Origin of the sequence: Methanimicrococcus hacksteinii, assembly GCF_032714515.1 — an archaeon.
In the GTDB taxonomy this organism is placed as follows: Archaea; Halobacteriota; Methanosarcinia; order Methanosarcinales; family Methanosarcinaceae; genus Methanimicrococcus; species Methanimicrococcus hacksteinii.
This window is the reverse complement of sequence record NZ_JAWDKC010000020.1, coordinates 38,874-63,359: the sequence shown is the minus strand read 5'-3', so window position 1 is coordinate 63,359 and position 24,486 is coordinate 38,874. Positions and strand designations below refer to the sequence as shown.

At 44.3% G+C, this 24,486-nt stretch carries 24 protein-coding genes, 3 tRNA genes and 1 pseudogene; 16 read left to right on the top strand and 12 right to left on the bottom strand.

From position 1 onward, the window contains the following. Positions 1-78, bottom strand: a pseudogene (locus tag MmiAt1_RS06540) (IS1595 family transposase); the annotation flags it as partial. A gap of 121 nt (positions 79-199) precedes the next feature. On the opposite strand from MmiAt1_RS06540, the gene MmiAt1_RS06535 reads away from it, so the two are divergent. The 5 genes from MmiAt1_RS06535 to MmiAt1_RS06515 all read left to right on the top strand — a co-directional run bounded on the left by MmiAt1_RS06535 (position 200) and on the right by MmiAt1_RS06515 (position 5,894). After that, positions 200-394 carry a hypothetical protein gene (locus tag MmiAt1_RS06535; protein WP_318786083.1) on the top strand — a complete coding sequence of 65 codons (195 nt, stop codon included), beginning with the start codon at positions 200-202 and terminating at the stop codon, positions 392-394. A 314-nt stretch (positions 395-708) separates the two neighbouring features. Next, entirely contained in the window at positions 709-2,298 is a 1,590-nt protein-coding gene (locus tag MmiAt1_RS06530; RefSeq protein ID WP_318786082.1) for a CotH kinase family protein, read from the top strand. A 283-nt stretch (positions 2,299-2,581) separates the two neighbouring features. Further along, positions 2,582-3,268 carry a polyphosphate polymerase domain-containing protein gene (locus MmiAt1_RS06525; protein WP_318786081.1) on the top strand — a complete coding sequence of 229 codons (687 nt, stop codon included), beginning with the start codon at positions 2,582-2,584 and terminating at the stop codon, positions 3,266-3,268. A gap of 38 nt (positions 3,269-3,306) precedes the next feature. Beyond that, entirely contained in the window at positions 3,307-3,987 is a 681-nt protein-coding gene (locus MmiAt1_RS06520; RefSeq protein ID WP_318786080.1) for a DUF4956 domain-containing protein, read from the top strand. Next, positions 3,984-5,894, top strand: coding sequence for a CotH kinase family protein (locus tag MmiAt1_RS06515; RefSeq protein WP_318786079.1), 1,911 nt, complete (start codon positions 3,984-3,986; stop codon positions 5,892-5,894). The genes MmiAt1_RS06520 and MmiAt1_RS06515 overlap by 4 nt, the downstream gene beginning before the upstream one ends. A gap of 156 nt (positions 5,895-6,050) precedes the next feature. Here MmiAt1_RS06515 and MmiAt1_RS06510 read toward each other — a convergent pair whose 3' ends face one another. From MmiAt1_RS06510 to MmiAt1_RS06495, 4 genes are all read right to left on the bottom strand, one after another. Continuing rightward, the gene (locus MmiAt1_RS06510; protein ID WP_318786078.1) at positions 6,051-6,290 is read right to left on the bottom strand and encodes a hypothetical protein; all 240 of its coding nucleotides are present in this window, start codon (positions 6,288-6,290) and stop codon (positions 6,051-6,053) included. 333 nt (positions 6,291-6,623) lie between these two features. Beyond that, positions 6,624-7,361: an SDR family NAD(P)-dependent oxidoreductase gene (locus MmiAt1_RS06505; protein ID WP_318786077.1), complete on the bottom strand. Its 738-nt coding sequence runs from the start codon at positions 7,359-7,361 to the stop codon at positions 6,624-6,626. Between the two features lie 326 nt (positions 7,362-7,687). Beyond that, positions 7,688-8,695, bottom strand: a complete 1,008-nt coding sequence (locus MmiAt1_RS06500; RefSeq protein WP_316557838.1) for a transcription initiation factor IIB — start codon at positions 8,693-8,695, stop codon at positions 7,688-7,690. A 194-nt stretch (positions 8,696-8,889) separates the two neighbouring features. After that, complete coding sequence (locus MmiAt1_RS06495; protein WP_318786076.1) at positions 8,890-9,141, bottom strand: H/ACA ribonucleoprotein complex subunit GAR1; 252 nt, start codon at positions 9,139-9,141, stop codon at positions 8,890-8,892. A gap of 574 nt (positions 9,142-9,715) precedes the next feature. On the opposite strand from MmiAt1_RS06495, the gene MmiAt1_RS06490 reads away from it, so the two are divergent. Continuing rightward, positions 9,716-9,928, top strand: a complete 213-nt coding sequence (locus tag MmiAt1_RS06490; RefSeq protein ID WP_318786075.1) for a hypothetical protein — start codon at positions 9,716-9,718, stop codon at positions 9,926-9,928. 240 nt (positions 9,929-10,168) lie between these two features. Here MmiAt1_RS06490 and lonB read toward each other — a convergent pair whose 3' ends face one another. Together lonB and MmiAt1_RS06480 are read right to left on the bottom strand one after the other, a co-directional pair. Then, positions 10,169-12,202 carry an ATP-dependent protease LonB gene (gene lonB, locus MmiAt1_RS06485; RefSeq protein WP_318786074.1) on the bottom strand — a complete coding sequence of 678 codons (2,034 nt, stop codon included), beginning with the start codon at positions 12,200-12,202 and terminating at the stop codon, positions 10,169-10,171. 332 nt (positions 12,203-12,534) lie between these two features. Then, positions 12,535-12,882, bottom strand: coding sequence for a hypothetical protein (locus tag MmiAt1_RS06480; protein ID WP_318786073.1), 348 nt, complete (start codon positions 12,880-12,882; stop codon positions 12,535-12,537). 400 nt (positions 12,883-13,282) lie between these two features. On the opposite strand from MmiAt1_RS06480, the gene MmiAt1_RS06475 reads away from it, so the two are divergent. The 4 genes from MmiAt1_RS06475 (at position 13,283) to MmiAt1_RS06460 (ending at position 14,457) form a co-directional block, all read left to right on the top strand. Further along, positions 13,283-13,732 carry a hypothetical protein gene (locus tag MmiAt1_RS06475; protein ID WP_318786072.1) on the top strand — a complete coding sequence of 150 codons (450 nt, stop codon included), beginning with the start codon at positions 13,283-13,285 and terminating at the stop codon, positions 13,730-13,732. Positions 13,733-14,118: 386 nt separating this feature from the next. Further along, positions 14,119-14,192, top strand: a tRNA-Val gene (locus MmiAt1_RS06470). A 51-nt stretch (positions 14,193-14,243) separates the two neighbouring features. Next, a tRNA-Phe gene (locus MmiAt1_RS06465) sits at positions 14,244-14,316 on the top strand. Between the two features lie 69 nt (positions 14,317-14,385). Continuing rightward, positions 14,386-14,457, top strand: a tRNA-Gly gene (locus tag MmiAt1_RS06460). Positions 14,458-14,569: 112 nt separating this feature from the next. Here MmiAt1_RS06460 and MmiAt1_RS06455 read toward each other — a convergent pair. Continuing rightward, positions 14,570-15,115, bottom strand: coding sequence for a hypothetical protein (locus MmiAt1_RS06455; RefSeq protein ID WP_318786071.1), 546 nt, complete (start codon positions 15,113-15,115; stop codon positions 14,570-14,572). 104 nt (positions 15,116-15,219) lie between these two features. On the opposite strand from MmiAt1_RS06455, the gene MmiAt1_RS06450 reads away from it, so the two are divergent. Together MmiAt1_RS06450 and MmiAt1_RS06445 are read left to right on the top strand one after the other, a co-directional pair. Next, positions 15,220-16,488, top strand: coding sequence for a YcaO-related McrA-glycine thioamidation protein (locus MmiAt1_RS06450; RefSeq protein WP_318786070.1), 1,269 nt, complete (start codon positions 15,220-15,222; stop codon positions 16,486-16,488). A 25-nt stretch (positions 16,489-16,513) separates the two neighbouring features. Then, positions 16,514-17,206, top strand: coding sequence for a TfuA-related McrA-glycine thioamidation protein (locus MmiAt1_RS06445; RefSeq protein WP_318786069.1), 693 nt, complete (start codon positions 16,514-16,516; stop codon positions 17,204-17,206). 122 nt (positions 17,207-17,328) lie between these two features. On the opposite strand, the gene MmiAt1_RS06440 is transcribed toward MmiAt1_RS06445, so the two are convergent. The 4 genes from MmiAt1_RS06440 to MmiAt1_RS06425 all read right to left on the bottom strand — a co-directional run bounded on the left by MmiAt1_RS06440 (position 17,329) and on the right by MmiAt1_RS06425 (position 19,583). Beyond that, complete coding sequence (locus MmiAt1_RS06440) at positions 17,329-17,607, bottom strand: MoaD/ThiS family protein (RefSeq protein ID WP_318786068.1); 279 nt, start codon at positions 17,605-17,607, stop codon at positions 17,329-17,331. Positions 17,608-17,760: 153 nt separating this feature from the next. Then, complete coding sequence (locus MmiAt1_RS06435) at positions 17,761-18,573, bottom strand: HesA/MoeB/ThiF family protein (RefSeq protein WP_318786067.1); 813 nt, start codon at positions 18,571-18,573, stop codon at positions 17,761-17,763. 118 nt (positions 18,574-18,691) lie between these two features. Beyond that, on the bottom strand, positions 18,692-19,129 hold the full coding sequence (locus MmiAt1_RS06430; RefSeq protein ID WP_318786066.1) for a DUF2769 domain-containing protein: 438 nt from the start codon (positions 19,127-19,129) through the stop codon (positions 18,692-18,694). Between the two features lie 37 nt (positions 19,130-19,166). Beyond that, positions 19,167-19,583: an HIT family protein gene (locus MmiAt1_RS06425; RefSeq protein WP_318786065.1), complete on the bottom strand. Its 417-nt coding sequence runs from the start codon at positions 19,581-19,583 to the stop codon at positions 19,167-19,169. Between the two features lie 231 nt (positions 19,584-19,814). On the opposite strand from MmiAt1_RS06425, the gene MmiAt1_RS06420 reads away from it, so the two are divergent. From MmiAt1_RS06420 to MmiAt1_RS06405, 4 genes are all read left to right on the top strand, one after another. Further along, complete coding sequence (locus MmiAt1_RS06420) at positions 19,815-20,015, top strand: hypothetical protein (RefSeq protein ID WP_318786064.1); 201 nt, start codon at positions 19,815-19,817, stop codon at positions 20,013-20,015. 239 nt (positions 20,016-20,254) lie between these two features. Continuing rightward, a complete protein-coding gene (locus MmiAt1_RS06415) occupies positions 20,255-21,706 on the top strand; it encodes an aminotransferase class I/II-fold pyridoxal phosphate-dependent enzyme (protein ID WP_318786063.1) in 1,452 nt (483 codons plus the stop codon). A gap of 264 nt (positions 21,707-21,970) precedes the next feature. Further along, on the top strand, positions 21,971-23,791 hold the full coding sequence (locus MmiAt1_RS06410) for a hypothetical protein (protein ID WP_318786062.1): 1,821 nt from the start codon (positions 21,971-21,973) through the stop codon (positions 23,789-23,791). A gap of 280 nt (positions 23,792-24,071) precedes the next feature. Continuing rightward, positions 24,072-24,473 (top strand): hypothetical protein, encoded by a 402-nt coding sequence (locus tag MmiAt1_RS06405; RefSeq protein ID WP_318786061.1) that lies wholly within the window; start codon positions 24,072-24,074, stop codon positions 24,471-24,473. Positions 24,474-24,486 lie beyond the last annotated feature (13 nt).

Below are 24,486 nucleotides of genomic sequence, written 5' to 3'. Positions count from 1 at the left end.
AACAAAAAGCTTCACAATTTGTCTAAATTTGGCTTCAGAAATTTTAGAACGAAAAATGTATTTATTTTTCATTTGCATAGTCATGATTTTAACACCAAGTTATATGGTTGTTCTTATCATGACCCTTAAAGAATTATCATAATCGAAAAGGATAAACTATATAAATTTAGAAATTCTTTCAACCATCAGGTGATTAAAAATGATTGGCACTAAAGAGATTGCATATGTTACAGCGGCATCCGTCGTTCTTTCAGTTGTTCTTTTCGCATGGTACGCATTCGGCGCGCCGATGACGGGACTTGACTTGACAAGCGATGTCAACCAGTTCGCACTTGTCGGAATCGGCATTGTGATCTGCTGCGTTGCTTATGCATTGTCCAAACCGGAATTCTAAATTTTCGGTTTATTTTTTTATTTAATTTTATTTTATCTATTTAAATTTGAAACTTTTACAAATTCTTTTTTTCTGTTTTACGGCTTTAAGGACAGCTCGGCATTTCTTTCGCGAATTCTTTGGAACTTAATCGGCCGCCGCTTTTAACCCTTTCTTTTAAATATCTGTGTTTCTTTTATTACTCATCATTTCAAAAAACGGAGTTGTAAACATTCATTATTCATTTCTGCAGGCATTTGTTCATTGTTCATTTTAGCAGGCATTCATTCATTATTTATTTTTACGGCATTCCGGGCTGCTGACGGGGAAGGGGTATGGATTCGAATAAAAGAAACGGTTTGATTAACAGCAAATACATCAATCTTCTGACGGTTGTATTGGTTTTTGCCGCCGTTGTTTTTGTCGGAATTCTCATGATTTCTCCGGATTCCATCGGTATCAAGCCGGCTGAAAAAGCCGCCAATTACGAAGAAGTGATGTTTGACAAAAACAAAATCATGTCCGCTGAAATTGAGATGGGAGAGCGGGAGTGGGACTTGCTTCTTTCCAATCCGAAAGCGGAAAGTTATATGCCGTGCAATTTGACCGTGAACGGAAAAAAATTCTACAATATCGGCATCCGCATCAAGGGGCAATCCAGTTTGGTGTCGGTGGAGGCCAGCAATTCTGACCGTTACAGTTTCAAGTTCAAGGCGGATGAATACATCCCCGGACAGACTTTTTTCGGCCTGAAAGAATTTGTTGTCAACAATCACTATCGTGACCCGACGTACATGAAAGAATATCTGGCGTATGACATGATGGATTATGCCGGTGTTCCGACGCCGCTTTTTGCTTACGCGGACATTGACATCAACGGAAAAGACTGGGGGCTTTACACGGCTGTCGAATCGGTCGAAGATGATTTTGCAAGACGTATTTTCGGTGATGATTTCGGAAAATTGTACAAACCGGAATTGATTAACGAATCGAATGTGCCGAAATTAAACGGTGTTTCGCCGCCGTGGGGAACGGAAGTCAATCAAGGCGCCGATTTGATTTACACGACCGATAACGTTTGGGATTATTACCAAATCTTCGGAAACCGCGTTTTTTCAAACACAACGAAAGCAGACTGCCGGAAAGTTGTCGAAGCTCTTGAACACGTCAGCCGCGGTGAAAATTTAGAGAATTATGTTTATCGGAATGAAACGCTGGGCTACATCGCGGTAACAGGCGTTCTTGTCAGCATGGACAGCTATGCCGGGCCGTCGCTTCAGAATTATTACTTGTATGAAAAAGACGGAAAAATCATGCTTTTCCCGTGGGATTTGAATTTCGCATTTGACGGCTACAAAGACAACAGCACGCCGTCGGTTGTTGACTATCCGATTGACACGCCGGTGTATTCCAATGTGTCGATGTATCACCGGCCGATGATTAATATGCTTTTAAAAGATGAAGCCTGCAAAGAACAGTATTATGCGATTCTTCAGGATATTCTGGACGGTTATTTCAAGAGCGGCCGATATGAAAAAACAATAAACGACATGGATGCGCTCATCGGAGAAGCCGTCAGGGATGATCCGACCGCTTTTGTTTCGTATGAGCGGTATGCGGAAGGTGTTGAAGCGCTGCGGGTTTTCGGAGAGTATCGGGCGCACAGCATTGAAGGACAATTAAACGGCACGATTCCGAAAAACCATTTTGACCAGCGCGTGGATCAATCTAATTTGTCGGTCGACGCCCCTGTTGACGCGATGTTTATGGCGCGGATTTTCACCTATGAAATTAAACCGGAAAACCCGAGATACAAACCGGGAAATTCGAACTCAGAACCGGAAAATCAGAAATCGGACCTGAAAAATCCGAACTCGGAGCCGGAAAATGCCGAACAGGAAACAGAAATTCAAGAAGCTGACTAAAACAGAAATTCAAGAGGCGGACTAAAACAGAAATTCAAGAGGCGGACTAAAACAGAAATTCAAGAAGCTGACTAAAACAAAAATTCAAGAGGCTGACTAAAACAGAAATTCAAGAAGCCGGCTAAAACAGATGAGGAAAGTTTTGCAGTTTAATATGCAAGAGCATGGTTAAGGAAAGATATAACCGACAATTATATATACAAATTTAGATATTGCACATAATGTAAACCATGTATCGAAAATAGGTTTACATTGGAAGTTTGAAGGTATTGGAGAATAAGATATGGACGGCTTAAAATTCCGGCATGAATTGAAATATTACATCAATTTGGCGGATTATCTGACAATTAAAAATCGTTTGTCCGCGTTTGCTGAAAAAGATTTGCATGTCAATGAAAGCGGAACTTACAAAATCAGAAGTTTATACTTTGAAACGCCGAATGATCGTGTTCTTCGGGAAAAAGTAGACGGCGTCAACAACCGTGAAAAATTCAGAATCCGATTGTATAATGATGACGCGTCTTTTATCCGATTAGAGAAGAAAACAAAAATCAACGGTTTCTGTAATAAAATTGATGCCCCGGTCACGCAGGAACAGTGCGAGCGGCTGATTGCCGGCGACACGTCCTGGATGAAAGAGTCAGAGCATGCGCTTTTGACGGAGCTGTACGCGAAGATGAAGTACGAACAGCTCCGGCCGAAGACGGTTGTTGACTATATTCGCGAACCTTTTATTTACCGCCCGGGAAATGTCCGCGTTACACTGGATTCTCAAATTACCACAGGCGTTCACGCCAAAGATATGTTTAACCCCGATTTGCCGACAGTCCGGACGCACGGTGTGAACATCATCATTCTGGAAGTCAAATATGACAATTTCCTGCCCGATGTCGTTCAAAACGCTGTCCGCGTTCAGAACCGGAAAAACACGGCTTTTTCAAAATACGCCGTTGCCCGCATGTTCGGATAAATCTGTTGTTTGAATAATTTAATTGAGGAGTAAAAGAAATGGCTACTTTAACGTTTAATGATGTATTGTCATCGAATTTGATTGACAATATGACAAATTTCTCTTTGTTGGATATGGCGATTGCCATGATTTTGGCATTCATTGTCGGCCTTTTTATTTATTTTGTTTATAAGAAAACATTCAGCGGCGTGATGTATTCTTCGGGATTCGGCGTTTCTTTAATCGCTATGTCCGTTGTGACGACGATGATTATTATCGCGATCAGTTCGAATATCGTCCTGTCTTTGGGTATGGTCGGCGCGCTTTCGATTGTGCGTTTCCGTTCTGCCGTGAAGGAGCCGATGGACATCGCTTACTTATTCTGGGCAATTTCTGCCGGTATCGTCATCGGCGCGGGAATGATTCCGCTGGCCGTTTTCGGATCTGTTTTTATCGGTATTATTTTAATGGTCTTTTCAAGCCGCAAGCCGACAGACCAGCCGTACATTCTGGTGGTTGATTTCGAAGGCGAAAACGCTGAAGATGCGGTCATGGAAATCATTAAGACATCCGTTAAGAAGCACGTTCTGCGCTCAAAGACGCTTTCCGGCAGCGGAACAGAACTCACGATTGAAGTTCGCCTCCCCGACTCGGAAAGCACGTTCTTAAATAAGATTTCTGAAACAGAAGGCGTCAAGAACGCCGTTTTAGTCAGCTACAACGGAGAATATGTGACATGAGCGCCTCGGATAAGAAAAGCGGTTTTATCAACAGCCGATACCTCAATGCTGTAACGGCGGGTTTTGTCGTCTTTGCCGTTCTTCTTGTCTGCGTTCTTATGTTTTGCCCGAGCATCCTCGGCATTCAGTCTGCCGCGAGTCATCCGGATTATGAAGACAAAATCTTCGACCAAAGCACGATTACATCAATCAGCATTGATATTTCCGAAGAGGATTGGGCCGACATATTGGCAAATCCGACGGCGGAAGAATTCCACAGATGCGATGTGACGATTAACGGTCAGACATTTTATTCCGTCGGCATCCGAACCAAAGGAATGACCAGCCTGTCTCAGGTCGCAAGCAGCGATTCGGACCGCTACAGTTTCAAGCTGAAGGCGGACAAATACGTTGACGGCCAGACATTCTTCGGCCTGGAAGAGTTTGTCATCAATAATATGTATCAGGATCCGACTTACATGAAGGAATACCTGTCGTATGACATGATGGCGTACATCGGCGTCCCCACTCCGCTTCTCAGCTTCGCCGACATTTCCATAAACGGCGAAGATTGGGGTATGTATTTGGCCATCGAAGCCGTGGAAGAAGATTTCGCGGCGCGCGTTTACGGCAGCAGTTTCGGCCAGCTCTACAAGCCTGAAAGCATGGGCATGGGCGGCGGAAACGGCGGCGGCGGCGGAGAACGTCCCGACGGCGGCGGAATGCAAATGCCCGACGGTATGCAAATGCCTGACAGAACACAGATGCAGCAAGGCGGCGGCCGCACGCAGACGGCCGGCGGAATGCCGGTGACGGACGAAATGCAGACGGCTGACGAAATGCAGACGGCTGACGGAATGCAGACAGCCGGCGGAATGCCCGCATGGAACACACAGCAGGCAACGGAAACAGCCGATACGGCTGCAAACCAAAACCCGTTTGAAGGCGGCACAGGTGCTTTCCCGGACATGAAGAACATGAACGGCGAGTTTCCGGACTTGGCCGGCGGTAATTTTGGAGTCGGCAGCGGTCCCGGCGGTTTCGGCGGCATGGGCGGCACGGGCGGCGGCGCGGATTTGGTGTACACGGACGATGAAATTTCGAGTTACAGTCAAATCTTTGAGAACGCTGTTTTCAACAATGCCAAGAATTCGGATTTCAAGCGCGTGATTACGGCGCTGAAATATTTGAATGCGGGCGAAGAGCTGGAAACGTATGTCGATGTTGACGGAACGCTCCGTTATTTTGCGGCAAACACGATGCTTGTGAATTTGGACAGTTATGTCAGTAATTTGAAGCACAATTACTATCTGTACGAAAAGAACGGGCAGATTGTGATTTTACCGTGGGACTTCAACTTGGCTTTCGGCGCTTTCCAGGGCGGCGCGGCATCGGACTCTATCAATTTCCCGATTGACACGCCGGTTTCGGGCGTCAGCTTGGAAGACAGGCCGCTGATCGGCGTTTTGATTGCAGAAGACGAATACAAAGAAATGTATCACACATTCCTGCAGGAAATTGTCGACGGCTATTTCAACAGCGGTTATTATGACGCGAAAATTACGGAACTGGATGCTTTGATCAGCGAATCCGTGAAAAATGATCAAACGGCGTTCTACAATTACAGCGAATATTTGACCTCGGTTGAAGCGCTCCGCCTCTTCGGCGAGCTTCGCGCGGAAAGTGTCCAAGGACAGCTGAACGGAACAATCCCGTCAACGAGCGAGGCGCAAGCTGCCAACCCCGACGCGCTTTTGGACGCCTCAAACCTGAACATGAACAGCATGGGCGGCATGGGCAACATGGGACGCGCGGAAGGCGGCGGCAGCCGGCAAGGCAGAATTGAAAACGCGGTGACAGCCGTTTCAATGAACACAACGGTTCCCGTGCAAATAAACCGGGAATTTTCAGAAACCCAACCGGCGTAAGTTTTAAAAAACGGAACGGGATGAATTTCCCGTTTCATTTTTTTCTTTTTCGTTTATTTTCATTTTCATTTTTTATTCTTTTTTCGCTTCGTTTCTTTGCTTTTCGAAAAACACGGCAGCCATATTATTTTTCAGAAACCTGTGGTCGGGTTTAGTTTATTTTTTTGAATTGATGCGGCTCGCGCGCGGGCGGCGGCGATGCAAAGGCAACGCAGCAGACAACAGCGACGGCAGTGGCAGTAAATAGGCCGGCAAATCAGCAACTGTATTTACGAAATCGGCAGGTAATCTGTGCCAAACGGAAACGGTAGGTAATCTGTGCCAAACGGAAACGGTAAGGTAATCTGTGCCCACGCTCGCGTAGCGAGCGGATGTGATAAAAATGAGATGATGCATACGGAAACGCTCCCGACATGGAAAGCAGCATACGCAAACAGAAGCACATGCGGACAGAAGCACACTATAAAAACGGTTTTTCGTTTTAATTGAGATCATTGGAACGAATCTCCAATCCTCATTTTGCTCGCTTCGCTCACAAAACTCGGATTGGAGGGGCGGTTCGCGGGGTTTCCATTTCATTTAATTATAAACCGAAACATCGTTTTATTCAAAAGTTAAAGAAAAACGAGCCGCGTTTTCGATTCATTTTATTTTCGATTTATTTTTAAATTTTTTTAATTGATTTCAAAACAAACCAATATTCATTAAATTTTTAAAAAATTCAAAAAATTACAATGTAAATCCGCCGTCGACGCATAAAGCTTGGCCGGTAATATACGACGCGTCATCCGAAACCAGGAAAACAACGGCATTTATGATTTCATCGGGCTCAGCCAATCTTTTCATCGGGATTGTTTCTTTTAAAGCGGTGAGCGCATCGTCTCGAACCGTCCCCAGCAAAGGCGTTTCGGTAACGCCGGGGCAGACGGCATTGACGCGAATGCCGGCTTCGGCGTAATCAAGCGCCAGAACTTTTGTCAGCATGATTAAACCGCTTTTTGAAGCGCCGTATGCATAAGCCATTCGTGTTGCCCGAATTCCGGCAACGGATGCTGTATTCAAGATATTCCCTTTTGTCTTTAACAAATACGGCATTGCTTTTCGGGCCAATTGAAACGGCGCTTTTAAATTCGTATCCATAACGGCATCCCATCTCTCATCCGTGAATTCATCCAACGGAACCGCATCGGAAATACCGGCGTTATTAAAAAGAATATCAAGTTTCCCGTATTTTTCGATGATTTTTTCAAGCAAAGTATCCATGTCTTCCGGCTTGCTCATATCCGCTTGAATAAAACAGGCTTCACCACCGTTTTTTTGAATTTCCTCGGCAACGGAATTCCCGCGCTCGATATTTCTTCCGCTAATGACAACTTTTGCACCTTCGGATCCAAACCGTAATGCGGCCGCCTTTCCGATCCCGGATGTGCCCCCGGTTACAATGGCAACTTTGTTTTCTAATTTCATTTTATTTCACTCTCTTAAATTTTAAACAATCGGCTTTGCCGCCGATTAATAATATTGTTTAAAAAAGGGGTTTATATAACTAATCATTTTATTTTGCCGAAATGATATTAAGAAAGCCGGGCGATTAAAGATAAAATTCAAAAAAACAATAAATGTAAACGAGCTAAAGAAAAAATACGGAATTTGAATTAATTTTTTTAAAAACGAGAAAAGAAATGAAATAGGAAAATTAAAAAAATGCCGGAGAAATGAAAAAAAACAATAGAAAATGAAAAAAGAAGAGAAATGAAAAAGAAGAAAATGAAAAAATGAATTATTCTCTAAAATCAGAGAATAATTTCAATATCCAATTCTTCTGCGAGTTCCTTGTAACGGTTTCTAATCGTCACTTCGGTCACGCCGGCAACATCGGCCACTTCTCTTTGTGTTCTGCGTTCGCCGCAGAGGATGGAGGCGATGTAAATTGCCGCTGCGGCAACGCCGGTGGGGCCTCTGCCGCTTGTGAGTTCTTTTTCCGACGCCTGTCTTAGGATTTCAACGCTCTTGGACTGAACTTCGCCTTTGAGGTTGAGGCCGGAGCAGAATCTCGGGACGTAGTCGATCGGAGAGGTCGGCATGAGTTTGAGCGAGAGTTCTCTTGAAATGAAACGGTATGTTCTGCCGATTTCTTTTCTGCTGACTCTTGACACTTCTTCGACTTCGTCGAGTGTTCTCGGGACACCGCACTGGCGGCAGGCTGCGTAAAGGGCTGCTGCTGCGACACCTTCAATACTGCGTCCGCGGATGAGATTTTTGTCAACCGCTTTTCTGTAAACGACGGATGCTGTTTCACGAACGGTTCTCGGGAGACCGAGGGCGGATGCCATACGGTCCAATTCGGAAAGCGCGAACGCAAGGTTTCTTTCCGTCGCGTTGCTCACACGAATACGTCTCTGCCACTTTCTGAGACGGTACAATTGCGCCCTGTTTTTGGACGAAATGGATTTGCCGTAAGAGTCACGGTTTCTCCAGTCAATCATTGTTGAGAGACCTTTGTCGTGAATTGTGTACGTCATCGGCGCACCGACACGAGAACGCTTCATGCGCTGGTCGTGGTCAAATGCACGCCATTCCGGACCTTCGTCAACGAAGTCCGCGTCAACAACAAGACCGCAGTCGCCGCAGACAAGTTCTGCGCGCTCATAATCGTGAACAAGATTTTGGCTGCCGCATTCCGGACAGGAATAGACTTCCGTTTCTTTGGGCGTCTCTTTTTCCTTTTTGGCGCGGATCATCTCTTTAATTTTGTCTCTGTTGACGGTTTCAGAATATCGAACCCTTTCTAATTCTACCATTGTCATCACCTTTTGATTTATTCCGTTTTTGGAGCGGAGTGTTTTTTAAATGCTGCTCATTTCGACAGTTGATTTTAGATAAATATTTGATAAATTGATAAATGTAAATAATATGATAATCGATGCACTTCAATACTTCAATTGTACTGCGTATGACGCAATATTTCAATCGTTTCAATATTTCAATTGTTTTATTATTTGATGTACACCTTTTCTTTGACCAGTTTTTTCGCCTGAGCATTATCCAGTTCCCGGAAAATACGCACCAAAAAATACGGCTGTTTTTCCGACCCGAAAACCGTGACAACTTTTCCGACGGGGCGGACGCTTTTATCAATCACCTGCTGATTCATCATTTTGTAAAGCGGCATATCCTCCGGCGTGTCAGATTTGACAACAAAGCAAGATTTTCCGTGCAAGTGAGAGACAGTTCCGAGTCGTTTCATGAAATCCTCAAAATACGCAAATTGAATAATATTAATGATTTAACAATAAATTTAACAATAAATTTAACAATAAATTAACAAATTTTGGATCAAACCGTAAATTTTGAATGAAACTGATTAATTTTGAGTTAACCCGACATCGCTTTTCATTGCCGGTCGAATAAAGTCGGCAACAATAACTTTAAATCCTTAAATCGCTTATGGAATAATTGCATAAGATTTAAAAATCGAAGCGGCAGCGCTCATATACAATCCGTAAATGAGTATATGATTGTATAAGTCAGTTTATACTATTTAAACTTGCCGCAACAGTTATAAAGAAAACGGATTTTATTTAAATAATTCAAATATCTTTTTTTAAAAAAACTTTTCATTGTTCCGGTTTTTTTCCAAATAATTTTCGGATTAATTGTTCACGATTCTTCAAAAAATGAAGGTAAACATTTAGAAGAAATTAAAAAATGCTGTATATGTTTTTTCCGAGATACTTTGCCGTCTGCCAATGTGAGATGTGCTGCAGTCTGTTAATGTGAGATGTGCTGCAGTCTGCCAATGTGTGTCTGTTGCTTGCCATGTGGGTGCGTTTCTGTGCGTATCATCTCATTTTATCACATCCGCTCGCTACGCGAGCGTGGGCACAGATTACCTTCAGGTTTCCGTTTGCCATTGCCATCAGGTTTCCGTTTGCCATTGCCATCAGATTTCTGTATTAATACAGTTGCCGACTTGCCGGCCTGTTTGCTGCCGCCCGCGCGCGAACTGCGCCAATAAAAATGAAAGCAATTAAAATGAACCGTGAAAATAGAATTAAAACAATGCGAAACAAAATCTAAAAAAATATGAAAAAACGAAGCAAGGGTTAAAAATAAAACACGAAACAAACGAAGCAAGAATTAAAAATAAGCATGAAAAGCGAAGCAAGAATTAAAAATAAACATGAAAAACGAAACAAAAAATTAAAAGAAGAAATAAATCAGCCGAAAGATCGACTGATTTCTTTTTAACATTTAACATTTACATTTAACAATTATTCTTCCGGTTTTAAAGCGGCTTCCAGCTTTTTAAGGAATTCTTCTTTTTTCGGGCTGTCAACCAAAGCATGTTCAACGACTTCCGTGATGCTTGAGACCGGAATGATTTCGATGATGTCTTTGTAGGAATCTTCAATCATGACATCGGGTTCGTTTGCTTTCGGAATGATGACTTGCTTGATTCCGGCTTGCGCCGCGGCTTCAATCTTGTACGTGACGCCGCCGACCGGCAAAACATCGCCGCGGACGGACAAGGATCCGGTCATGGCAAGCGATTGCTTGACGGGAATCTTTTCGTACGCCGAAAGAACGGCTGTCGCGATTGAAATGGACGCGCTGTCGCCTTCAACACCTTCGTAGGTGCCGACAAACTGAATGTGAATGTCAATGGCTTCAATATCCTTGCCGGTCACTTTTTTAATCACGGCGGAAACGTTTTTCACAGCTTCGCGCGCGATTGTTTTCAGCTGACCTGTGGCAATGATGTTGCCCTGAGCGCCGGACATGGAAGGCGTCACTTCCGAGAGAATCGGAAGAACAATGCCCGAGTCGCCGCCGATAACCGCCAAACCGTTGACGCGGCCGATTTCGCCGCCGTCTTTGAAGAAGGATTCGTAATCTTTCTTGTTTTCCAGGTAGCGGTCCGCAAGTTGCTGTTCGATGGAACGGGAAATCTTCTTTGCCCGAAGAACGTGTTCAGCCGTCGTGAACGGCGCATTATCGGCACGCGCCAAGTCGCCGGCCACACGGACCAAGCCGCCCAAATCTCTGAGCTTGAGCGTCAGCTGGCCTTTACGCCCGGAACGGCGTTTGGCTTCGCGGATAATTTCTTTAACAGCGTCTTCGTCAAACTGCGGAATGTGGCCGTCGCGCATGACTTCCTGAGCAACGAAACGAATAAATTTGTCACGGTTTTCAGGTGTGTCCGGTATGGATTCACGCATGTACACTTCATAGCCGTAGCCTTTAATTCTGGAACGAAGCGCCGGATGCATCTTTTCAAGCGCGTCAATGTTTCCGGCGGCAACCATAATAAAGTCGCAGGGAACGGGTTCGGTCTTAACGAGCGCGCCCGAACTTCTTTCGGACTGGCCGGTAATCGCGTATTCCTTTTCTTGAAGTGCCGTGAGCAAACTTTGCTGGGATTCGATGCCTAAAATATTGATTTCATCCAAAAACAAAACGCCTTTGTGAGCTTTGTGAATGTCTCCGGCTTCGACACGGTCGTGCGCCGGTGTTTCAAGGCCGCCCGACTGGAACGGGTCGTGTCTGACATCACCGAGAAGCGCGCCTGCATGTGCGGCGGTCGCGTCGACGTAAGGTGCCTGCTGTTTGTTGTAATTTGTGACCAGCAGTTTCGGAATCAGTGCTTCGTCGCGTCCGATAAACTGGCGGCCGAATGTCAGCAGCAGCAGACAAATGAAAATAGCAATCAGAATGCTTTGACCGGTCAGAATCGTATAGATGACAATTCCGGCAATCAAGAACATTAAAATCATTGTTTTGGACTGCGCCTTTTTCTGCGCTTCTGCGCGGTGGGCTGCAACAATTTCCCGTCCTTTTCCGGCCGGCACGCGGCGGATGCGCGGGTTGTTGGAGTCTTCCGCATTCGGATAAACGAGAATGTCTTCCAATTCTTCTTTCGGAAGCAGTTCGGCCATTGCTTTGGCCAGCAGAGATTTTCCGGTACCGGGTGTTCCGATCATCATCACGTGACGTCTTTGACGCGCCGCTTTTTTGACGATCTCGACCGCCTGCTCTTGACCCAAGATTTGGTCAATCAAAAGCGGCGGAACATTAATTTCACCCGTGTTGCTGAAACTGTATCCGAGCTCAATGTCTTCGTTATCATTGGGAATCTCCTTGATTTCAGGCGGACCGGCGCTGACGCTGTCACCTGCGGTTTCGGAAGAAGATTCTGTTTGCCCGGAAATTTCGGCATCTGTTTTTGGAGTCTCCGAATCGGGGGTTTCCTCAGAGAACAGACCGTCGTCCGGCTTTTGTTCCGTGAGTTCATTAAATGTTTCCATTTTTATCACACTAAATTTAAAATTTTAAAAATCGATTCTCTGATTTAAAAAATCAATTGCAAAAACGAAACCTGATAAAAGCTTGGAATAATAAACAAGCTCTTTCTCTTATTTATTTTACGGTATTCCGATACAATACATCAATAAAAGCGATATTACTATATATGAACTTATTTCTCAAATTAAAATATATTATTGAATTTTAAAAAAAGATGAGGATAGTTATCGAATATTATCGGGAATTTGAATATAAATAATGAAAATAAAAGATGGAAAATGAAAAACAAAGATGAAAAACAAAAACGAAAAATGATTGAATATTTTTCAATTTTTCAGTTATCCATTGCCAAAACGTCTGTCCGGATGGCATGAATCAAAGCGGCCGCCAAAAGAACAAGTGTGAAGCAGACAAATATGCCGAGTATGAATCTGTGTGAAATGACCGTATAAGCAATAACGCAGGCGACGCCTCCGAATGCAGTATATTGGATTTGATGAATCAGTTGGTAAGGTTTAATTTCTTCGCCTTTGCGGATCTTATAATATTTGTACACCGCATAAACGAGAATTGCCGCCGCAATAAGTAAAAAAGCAGCTTTCCCGGCAAACCCTGCCAGAATTCCGAGAAGAAGACCGGCAATTCCGGCAATAATAAATTTCATTTCAAGTCCTTTTTCCATTTTTGCGGCACCTTATGAGATAAATTGTGAGATAATTGTGAAACAAATCAAAAATCAAGTCAAGAAATAGAAATTGAAACTCTTTTATTAAAACAGTTTCCGCTTCAATGACCCGATTTGAAGTTTGAGTAAAAATGTTGGACAAATTCGAAAACAAATCTGAAACGAAGCCGTCAATGAACAATTTATATATTTAAAAAACGAATCAAATGAAGAGAGTGAAGTATAATAAAGATGATCATAAATATTTGATTACGAATTGAGTCAATGATTGATTCAATATCGGTTCAATATCGGTTCTGAATCGTAAATGGTCAAAAACATCTCAAAATTTCAAAATCTTAAAATCTTAAAATCTTAAAATTAAAACCTTAGAATTTTAAAAACCTCAAAGATACAAATGAAAGCGCAGCACTTCTTAATCTTTTTCACAATTATTGCCGGCATTCTGATAGCGGCAGCAACTGTCCATTACACGGCACCCATACAGACGGAAATCCAATTCCGGCAGATGGAAATTCATTTTGTGAATGAAAATGCGACGGCCAAAGTGGAATATGAAGTCGGTTTTTTAACGCAGCTGTATGTTTTCTTTTTCGGGAGCCGGAATCTGGATCCTTATTTGGATCAGCTGCTTTATGATTTTGACGAATATCAAATCACATCGGTCCACGGCACGACGGCAACGATTGAGCTGATCAACGCGTCACGGCCTTCGGGCTCGTATTATTTGCATGATCAGCATATGCTGGGATATGAAGTCGGCCGTTTGATAATTTATGATCCCGACGGCAAGACGCTTTCGTTTGAAAATGCAACACGAACGCCGAACACGTTTTATGACATATGATAAAATAAAAGTATTCGTATGCAGCATTCTACGCCATTCGTTTGCAGCATTCATTACGCCATTCGTTTGCAGCATTCGTTACGCCATTCGTTTGCAGCATTCGTTACGGTATTCATTTGCAGCATTCACTTATCAGAACTTTCAAGAAATCCGGTCGTTTTACGGATTTTCGGGGTTTTTTGAATTCGTTTGGGGTTTGGGGGGTTTTTGAAGTTTTTTGGGGGTTCTCTTTGTTCCGTTTTCATACCCCGTATATAAAGAGCCGCTCCCGCAACTCAAAACCTTTATATACGATTATCATATTTATGAGGAGTGCACAGCCGTGAAGGAACAGGCAGCAACAGACTGCCAAAACTTCAAGCAAATTATTCAAAATTTATTCGTATGGGCTCGTGGTCTAGATGGTTATGACGTCGCCTTGACATGGCGGAGGTCCTGAGTTCGAATCTCAGCGGGCCCATCAAATTTCGAATGCTGTATGCCGAAAATAAAACGAGAAACGGCACAATGTGCCCAAATAGCTCAGTTGGGAGAGCGCTGCCCTGAAGAGGCAGTTGTCGCTGGTTCAAGTCCGGCTTTGGGCATTTTCAGTATCGAAACCCTTTAATAACTTGAAACAATTTTAGGATTGTTTCTAAAACATTAATCGAAGGACACTGGTAGTGTAGTGGTTATCACCGGGCGTTGCCAACGCTCGAACCCGGGTTCGAGTCCCGGCCAGTGTACTTATCTTTTTCTTTTTAATTCAACAGCAAACAGAATACTTTCTTTGTTTTTTCAATTTTAATATTGACACTGCCCTTTTTTGCAGCATATATAATATTGTCTTGTGCGCTTCTATGTCGAATGCGTTTCGGCCTGCAATGCCTTGTGCGCTTCCGCCTGCAATGCCTTGTGCGCTTCCGCCTGCAATGTCAAATGCGCTTCCGCCCGCAATGTCGAATGCGTTTCGGCCTGCAGTGTCGAATGCGTTTCGGCCTGCAGTGTCGAATGCGTTTCGGCCTGCAGTGTCGAATGCGTTGCCGCCTGTACCATCTCATTTTTAGCACATCCGCTCGCTACGCGAGCGTGGGCACAGATTACCTGCCGATTCCGTTTGCCGCTGACATCAGGTTTCCGTTTGCCGTTGACATCAGGTTTCCGTTTGCCGCTGACATCAGGTTTCCGTTTGCCGTTGGCATCAGGTTTCCGTTTGCCGTTGACATCAGGTTTCCGTTTGCCGTTGACATCAGGTTTCCGTTTGCCGTTGACATCAGGTTTCCGTTTGCTGTTGGCATCAGGTTTTCGTAAATACAGTTGCCGACTTGCCTGCCTGTCTGTCTGTCTGCCTGTCTGCTGCCGCCGTCCGCGCGCGAACCGCTTGATTTTAAAAAACGAAACCAAATCCGATCCCTGTTTTTTGAAAGATTGTTAAAGCGGGTGCAGATTTTTGATCATTGTTGGTCATTGAAAACTGTTAAATCATTTCGATTCTTTTTTCACGGCACATGGAATTAAAATCTTGTAAAAAATTATACTTAAAAGAAACACACCGTATCAAATCGCCGGAGGAAACGTTTGAAGTCGCGGAAGCGCTGACGGAAACGGCGGGCATTACGCGTGTTGCCGACATCACAAAGCTGGACCGTCTGAACATTCCTGTTTTTTCGTGCATCCGGCCGGGGGCGGCGGACGGCGCCATTTCTGTGTATAACGGGAAAGGCGTGACACCGATTGCGGCGCGTGTTTCAGCGATTATGGAAGGGCTGGAACGCTATTCTGCGGAGCTTCAGGAAAGTGATCAGAACCAAATCATTACCGGCAAATATCCGGATTTGGCGGAGGAATTTGAGATTTTGGATCCGGTTGAATTGATTTTGCCGGACGCGGTTGATCCCGACGCGGTTATTCCGTGGACTTCCGGTTATGAAATTATGTTTGCCGACGACGGCGAAACGCTTCTGGCGGAAGAACTGCTTGTTCCCGCGGCGGCGGTTTATCATCCGCTCCCGCCTCATTATTATTCGATATTTCGAACCGGAACAAATGGGATTGCTTCGGGAAACGCACTTGAAGAAGCTGTTTTTCACGCGCTCTGCGAAGTGATTGAACGCGACGCCTGGTCGCTTGCGGAAGCGGGGAAGAAGGGCGGCAAAATGATTGTCGGCATTGATGACGCCGACATTTCAAATTTGATCAATTCTTTCAAAGAAGCGGGAGTGGACGTGATTCTCCGCGACATTACCAGCGACATCGGTCTTCCGACAATTGTTGCGGTTTCGGACGATGTGACGCTTAAGGATCCGACGCTCCTCTGCCTCGGCATGGGAACGCATTCGTCTCCGAAAATTGCGGCGCTTCGCGCGCTGACGGAAGTCGCTCAAAGCCGCGCCACGCAAATTCACGGCGCCCGCGAAGACGCAACGATTGCGGATGTCCGAAAACAAATCGGTTACGACCGGACAAAACGTTTGAATTCGAAATGGTTTGACGAATCCGACACGATTTCCTGGAATGAAATCAAAGACATTTCGGAAGAAGATTTCCTGGATGAAATCAAAAACACAATTCGCGCGCTCAATCGTGTGGGTCTTCAAACGGTCATCGTCAAAGATTTAACGCGCCCTGAACTCGGAATTCCGGTCGTGCATGTGATAATTCCGGGAATTGAATCATACGCCATTGATTCCGACCGCATGGGACTGCGCTGCAAAGAGGCGCGTTCGAAGGCGGCAAAGACCGGAAGCCGTGTCCGCAAATATGTCCGCGAAACGTGAGGGTTTGAAATAATCGGAAGAAAAGATGTCTGAAAAATTGTCTGAAAAATCGTCTGAAAAATCGGTGATTGTTTTTCTCGGGCCGAGCTTGGAAATTGACTTTGCCCGCTCTGTTTTGCCGAGCGCAGACTTTCGGCCGCCTGCTGCCCGCGGCGATTTGGAAAAGGCGGCGGCTGAGAATCCGGACATCATTTGTTTGATTGACGGCGTTTTTTTCGAGCAGTGCTCCGTCGGCCACCGCGAAATATTGGCCGCGCTGAAAAAAGGGATTTGCGTCGTCGGCGCTTCCAGCATGGGGGCGCTTCGCGCGTCTGAGACGGAACTTTTCGGAATGATCGGAATCGGCAAAGTTTATGAATTATACAAAACCGGAACAATTGAATCGGACGATGAGGTGGCCGTCATCTGCGACCCGCTGACAAACGCCGCCGTTTCGGAAGCGCTCGTCAATATTCGGGCAACTTTGGAAAAAGCGGTTTTGGAATCGGTTTTGACAAAAGATGAAAGCGAGATTTTGTTTAAAGAAGCGGCCGAAACGTATTATCCCGACAGGCTGTATGATTTTTTAATTGAAAAGGCAAGGGAAACAAAATTGATTGATGCCGGCGCCCTTGACCGTTTTGAAAAATGGATTTCGGAAGGCAATGCCGCGGAAATCAAAAGAGAAGATGCGATTGCGGCTTTAAATTTTGTTCGGCAGAAAACGGAAGAAGAGTAAAAAACGAAAGGAAAGAAAAACAAAAAGGAAAAAACAAAAGAGATGAAAAATAAAAACAAAAAAAGAATGAAAACAAAAAAGGAAAAGAGAAATAAAAACGAAAGAAAAATAAACTTTAGAAATCAGCCGCCTGAAACGGGTGGGTAGATGATGATTTCGTCGCCTTCTTTTAAGATGTATTCATCGGCTTTGGACGGCAGAATTCTTTTTTTATTGATTTGAATAATCAGATGTCTTCGGAGACTGCCGCTGCTGTCTAAAACCAATTCGGGGTCCGGCAGCAAATTGACTGCGAATTCGGCAATTAATCTTTTAACGCTTGTCTGTTCGGGAATTTCGAGTTCGACGGAACTTTCCGACTCGTTTTTGCCGGCTCCCAAAAATAAAATTGAAACTTTCATAAATATCATCCCCGTCTTTTCAGTTTGTTTTCGGTGTCGTTTTTTATTGATCTGTGTTTCGTTTTCAGTGTTTCATTTTCAGTATTTCATATCGTATTTCATATCAGTTTTTCATTTCAATTTTCATTTTTGCTTTTAGTTCCCATTTTTGTTTTATTTACGGATTTCACAAACGCCGCCGGCACCGCAAACCGGGCAGTCCGGATCTTTTTCGACGTCAATTGTGCTGAAACAATTTGTCAGTCCGTCCCAGATAAACAATTTTCCGGCATTGTTTTTTCCGGCGCCTGTAATGTATTTTATAATTTCGTTGGCCTGCATGGAACCGATGATGCCGGCGGCGGCGCCGACAATCGGAAAAACGGGCTTTTTGGATTCATTTGTTTCATTTGTTTCATAGGCTTCACTTTCGGCTTCAGGAAACGCGCAGAAATAACACGGTCCGTCTTCGGGATAAAAAGAGGCGAGCTGGCCGCGAAATCCGGAAACGGCGGCGTGGAAATACGGCCGTTTTGTCCGAACCGCAAAAGCCGCAAGCAAGCCCCGTGTTTGATCATTATCCAGAGCATCAACAATAATTTGGCAGTCGCCGATTAATTTTTCAACATTTTCCTTGGTTAATAAACCGCAAATTGAATCCACTTGAATTTCAGAATTCATTGCTTTTAATTTGTCCGCCCCGGATTCGGCTTTTTTTCGGCCGACATCTGATTCGTGATGCAGGAATTGGCGGTTCAGATTGGTCTGATCCACTGTGTCACAGTCGAGCAGAACGATTTTGCCGACGCCGGCTGCCGCCAGATAGGTGGCAGCGGGGGAGCCGAGACCGCCCGCGCCTGCGATGAAGACGGAAGCGTCCGCCAATTTCTGCTGACCGAGATGTCCGAAAAGCGGCAGCTGACGGGCGTATCTCCCGGAAGCGGGTGTGCTGCAATCGCATTTCGTATGCGGTTGATTTGAATCCATGATGACCCTCTTTGATGTAATTAATCTGATGCTATGTCGATATTATCTGATATTATCTGATATTATCTGATTTTATCTGATTTATCCGGTTTTATCTGATTTGCTTTTTAACCTGCTTTTAATCTGATTTTAATGAATCCGGTTTGCAGAAATCCGACCCTTCCATTGCGAATTGTTTGTAAACGGCGCAGCCGGCGCATAAACAAACGGTATTTTTTTCGTTTTCGGATTCGTACCCGACTGTTCCGAGCATTCCGTTTTCATTTCCGGAACCGTATGTCGGGCAGCTGCCTTTGGCGCAGTACATAATGTTTCCGTATTCGGGGCGCAGCGCGCAGGACGGACAAAGGCAAGCTTTGGAATGGTGAAATGAAGCGCAGACACCGAAGTATTTTCCGAATTTTTGCTCGGAATTTTGTTCGGAATCTTGTTTGAAATCTTGTCCGGAATTTTGTTCTTGTCTGGAATTTTGTTCTTGTCCGGAATTTTGTTCTTGTCCAAAATTTTGTTTTTGCTCAGAATTTTGTTCGGATTCCGATTCCGGTTCAGTTTTCATTTCCGCACCTCGATTTTGTAATTTTTAAATGCGGTCATTATTTCGTCAATTGTTCGCAGATTTTTTGAAGATATTCGGTGTCGGATGACTTTGCGGAATTGACGATGGAATGTGTCGTTCCGCCGCCGTCGCCTTCGTATCTCGGGAAAATATGAACGTGGGTGTGCATGACGGTCTGTCCTGCCGACGGGTAGGTGTTCATGCCGATTGTCAGGCCGGTCACGTTTTCCATTTTGTCTAAGATTTGGTTGGAAACTTTGTTGACGGTTTCAAAAAGGGCGCCGGACTCTTCGGGAGACATTTCGGCAAAGGCGTTTGAATGTTTTTTCGGGATGACAAGCGTATGGCCGTCGGCACAGGGAAAAACATCCAAATAAGCGAGCGTGTCGTCGTCTTCATAGATTTTGAAACACGGAATTTCTCCGGCGATGATTTTACAGAAAATGCAATCCATTTGAAAACACCTTTTTATTTTGTTATTGAATGAATGAATATTGAATGATGAATTTGATAAATTAAATGGATAATGCGTTCAAAATCATATTAATTTTTGCCGTGTAATCATTTTACTTCATATGACTGCAATTAATATTGCTGCTGTCAATCATTCCGTTTTTCATTGCCGTTTGCATCAGTTTGCATTGCCGTTTGCACCAGTTTGCATTGCCGTTTGCACCAGTTTGCATTGCCGTTTGCACCAGTTTGCATTGCCGCCGGTGTCAGACTGTGTTGCCGCTTGTATCATCTCATTTTTAGCACATCCGTTCGCTACGCGAACGTGGGCACAGATTACCTAACCGTTTCCGTTTGCTGCCGGCCACCTTACCGCTTCCGCCTACCGTCAGTGACCGCCGCGCGCGAGCTGCTCAATTTTTCAAAAAAATAATCAAACTCCAACCCGGGGTTTTCAATAAACGAATTAAACTTCAACCTCAATTTTTTCAAAGAAGGACTAGTTTTAAATATTGAAATCCATTATGCATTTTGTTTAATTTGTTTAATTTATTTTGACGGAAAAAGGCGAAAGCGGATATCGAAAAACTTCTGTTCTTAAATATCTGTTTCAAAACTGTCCCCATACCGTTTTTGTTTTTTGTTGAAATAAATCAGAGGTTATAACTGTAGATGGACCAAAATGCTACCCCGATTATTGATGCATTACGTGAATTCGATAAGAAGAAAATCACGTCGTATGATGTCCCCGGCCACAAGAGAGGAATTCGTGAAGATGATTTCCAGAAATTGGTCGGCAAAGAAGTTTTTTTAATGGATGTGAATTCTCCGATCGGCACTGATCATTTCGCGCACCCGAAGGGTGTGATTAAGGAATCGTTGGAGCTGGCGGCGGAAGCCTACAAGGCGGATCACGCGTTTTATTTGGTGAACGGCAGCAGCAGCGGCGTTCAAATCATGATCATGACGGTTTGTTATGACGGTGAAAAGATTCTGATTCCGAGGAACGCACATAAATCGGTGACGAATGCGCTGATTTTGTCGGGCGCGGTTCCGGTTTTCATGGAGCCTGAGATTAACCAGCATTTCGGGATTGCCAGCGGCATGACGCTGAAGACGATTCAGAAATATGTTGAGGAAAATCCGGATGCAAAAGCGTTGTTCTTGGTTTACCCGACGTATTACGGGGCGTGCGCGGATTTGGAAAGGATTATTGAATACGCGCACAGCAAGGATATTGTTGTGATGGTCGACCAGGCGCACGGGGCTCATTTTTCGTTTTCGTCGGCGCTTCCGAAGTCGGCGGCGGAGCTCGGGGCGGATTTGGTGGTCGCGAGCACGCATAAGACGGGCGGTTCTTTGACGCAGAGCGCGATGCTTCTGCACAATGAGGGTTTGGTCAAGCATCATTCGATTAAGAAGCGTGTTCTGATGTTTCACACGACGAGCCCGAGTTATTTGCTGATGGCGTCTTTGGAATCTTCGCGCAAACTTTTGGCGACACAAGGGGAGGAAATTTTCAGCGAACTTGTTCATGAATGCCGGAAGGTGAAGAAAGAGATTTCCAAGATTCCGGGGCTTTCGGTTTTGGATGAAAAGGAAGGCGTGACGTCGATGACGTATGATCCGACGAAGATTGTCATCAACGTGACGAAACTCGGTTTGGACGGTTTTGATGTTTACGACATTATGTTTGAAAAATACGGGATTCAATTGGAGCTTGCCGAGCCGACGATTGTTTTGGCCGTCATCGGGGTCGGTGACACGAAAGAAACGGTTTGGAAATTGGCCGACGCATTCAAAGATCTCGCGGAAACGTATTACGGCAAATATGAAATGCTTGACATTCCCGAAGAAATCGTGTATGTCCCGCCGCAGATCATGTCCCCGAGACAAGCGTTTTACGCCGACAAGATTTCCATTCCCATCGGCGAGGCCGTCGGCCATGTGGCCGCCGAAGCCGTGATGATTTATCCCCCCGGCATTCCGATCTGCATCCCCGGCGAATTAATCACCGCCGAAACCATTGATGAAATTCTTTACTGCCAGGAAAACAGCAACTGCGTTCAAAAAGACAGCAAAGAAGCCGATAAGATTCTCGTCGTCGATGACGGCGAGGAATAATCTTTTTTCATTTTTACTTTTTTGTTTTCAATTTACTTTTTGTTTTTATTTTTTCATTTTATTTTTTCATTTAAATTTGTTATTTTTTATTATTATCCCTTATTTTTAACAACAGAATCCATTTTTTACAAAACTCATATTATTTTTAATTTAATTGTTCATTTGACACAAATTTTAATAACAATAAATCTGAAATAACGATTAATTAATACAACCATTGTATAACTATTATATTTTTCAAAAAATCTGTTGAAGGAATAAATTATGAAACGAAATAAAATTTCACGAATTTTAACGATTGCGGGAATCGCTTGTTTAATGTTTGTTTTAATGGCCGGTATATCAACAGCAGATCCGGTTCCATCTGGCTTTAATTTAGCAGACGGAGACATTATAATAACCGTTATTGATGATACAAACGTATCACTTGCTCATAGTTCCGGTCAGTCCGATATGGTTCCCACACATAAAACAATCAATATTTATCAAACAGATTCAGATACGGCGACAACATCAAACACAATTTCTTATAACGGTGATTATACCCGTGTGAAACTTAAACTTCAAATCAATGCCCTCAATATTTCAAACGAAACATTACCTGCCATTTCTTTAAAAAACGGCGCAAATGTTAATCTCATTCTCGAAGGAGACAATTATTTGACCGGCGGAACTGCAAATGATGCGGGACAAGCCGGATTGGAAGTTCCCGAAGGTTGTGAAATTACGATTTCTTCTTTGAGTACAGAAATATCTAATAAAGGGAAATTGACGGCGAAAGGCGGCGGCGGCCACGGCGGCGGCGGCAGCGGTGCTGCTGTAGGAAGCGGCGGCGGCAGCGACGGCAGCAGCGGCGGTTCTGTTGGAACAATTACAATAAAAGATAATTGTGTAATTGAAGCAACAGGCGGCGGCGGTAGTGAAGGCGGTGGCGGTGCTGCCATAGGAAGCGGTGGCGGCGGCACCGGCATCAGCTGCAGTGGCGGTTCTGTTGGAACAATTACAATTGAAGATAATTGTGTTATTAAAGCAATAGGCGGCGACAGCATCGGAGGAGGAGGAGGAGGAGGTGCTGCTGTAGGAAGCGGTGGCGGCGGCCGCGGCAGCGACGGCGGTTTTGTTGAAAACATTTTAATTAATACTGATTGTGATATTACAGCAACAGGCGGCGGCGGCGGCGGCGGCGGCGGCGGTTCCGCAATTGGAAGCGGCGGCGGCGGCGACGTCTACACCGACGACGAATTTATTCACCACGTCGGCAACGGCGGTTCTGTCACCGGAACAATTCAAATTTCCGGCGAAAAAACTGACATTATTGCGGTTTCGGGCGGAATCGGCCGGGGTGCTCCCGGAGTGGGAATCGATAATGACGATGAAAAAGCCAAAGTTATCATCGAAAGCGGTAATGTTTTGATTTTGGATCAGCCGGAGACGGCAATGGCTGAATTTAAAAATGAAGCAGGTGGTGAGATTTATCCGATCAGTTTTACGGTGATGGATAACAACAATGACGAAAACAAATTGGAAAACGTCCTTGTAACTGCCGGCGCTTACAAAGCCGAAACACGAGCGGATGCGAAATCACGAGTCGGAAGCAGTTCCGACTATTATGAAACAGGAACGGTGACAATGTGGCTGCCTTCCGACGGAACAACGGAAACTTCTTTTTCGTTTGATTACAACGGAGACGTTACAACGTATGAGCATCTTGTTTCAACACCGCGCATTGACACAATCGGCAATTCTTTTATTCCGATTTATATGACTGAAATTACCTCAAAGTCAAACGGCGGCGGCTCGGGATTCGGAAGCGCAAAAGTCGTGACGGCTGAAACCGAGACGGTGAAGACGGATTCAAAGACGGAGGATGGATTTGGAGGCGTTTCAACCCAAGATTCGGGCAAAACAGGTTCGACCGATAAAACAGATTTGACAGACAACACCGTAGATTCCGAAAACAACGGTTCCGAAAACAAGACTGAAAAAAGCGGCAATCAATGGATTTGGATTGCGGTCGGCGGCTTTTTGATTTTGGTTATTGCGGGTGTTGTCGGGTATGTTTTTTTGATTAAACCGAAAAATTGAAACCTTTTTTGAAAGGTTTCATTTTTCTGTTTTTGTTTTTTATTTTTGTTTTTTATTATTTTTCATTCGTTTTCATTCTTCTTCGCTGTTTATTTTTCATTTCTTTCGGTAATTTTGAAGAATTTCCTCCGGAACAATAAAAATAAATATATAATTAAAAATTAATATATCAGTAGCATTAAATTAAAAAATCTAATGCCGATTAAAAACAAAAACGTAAAAAAATATAAAAAAACACAAACAAAAAATAAACAAAAACAAAACCAAGAGATGAAAAACTATGATCAGCAAAAAACATGAAGACAGGCCGTTTAACAGAGAATGCAATTTTAAAAAGGTGCTTGCGGAAAGCAAGATTACCGGCAAATTATGTGTGGATAAAGACCGCGACAATGAATCGGCCGTCACCGTGAATGAAGATGACACGCTTGAATTTGTCATTCCGGGCATTCGGCACATTCATCTTCAAAGGGATGAAGGAATTGTCCGCGATTATGTTTTCCTTGTTTACGGCCGCTGCCTCGAAGAATTCGAAGACATTGAAATTTCATTCAAAGACGGCACGGGCGAAGTCCGTATGCTGAGAATTATCGCCAAAGAAAACAAATGGCATACGGAAAGATTTGAAAGCGATGACCCGACGATTTCGGAAATCACATGGGCGTACAAAGACAAAAATTAAGGTTTTTGGTTTT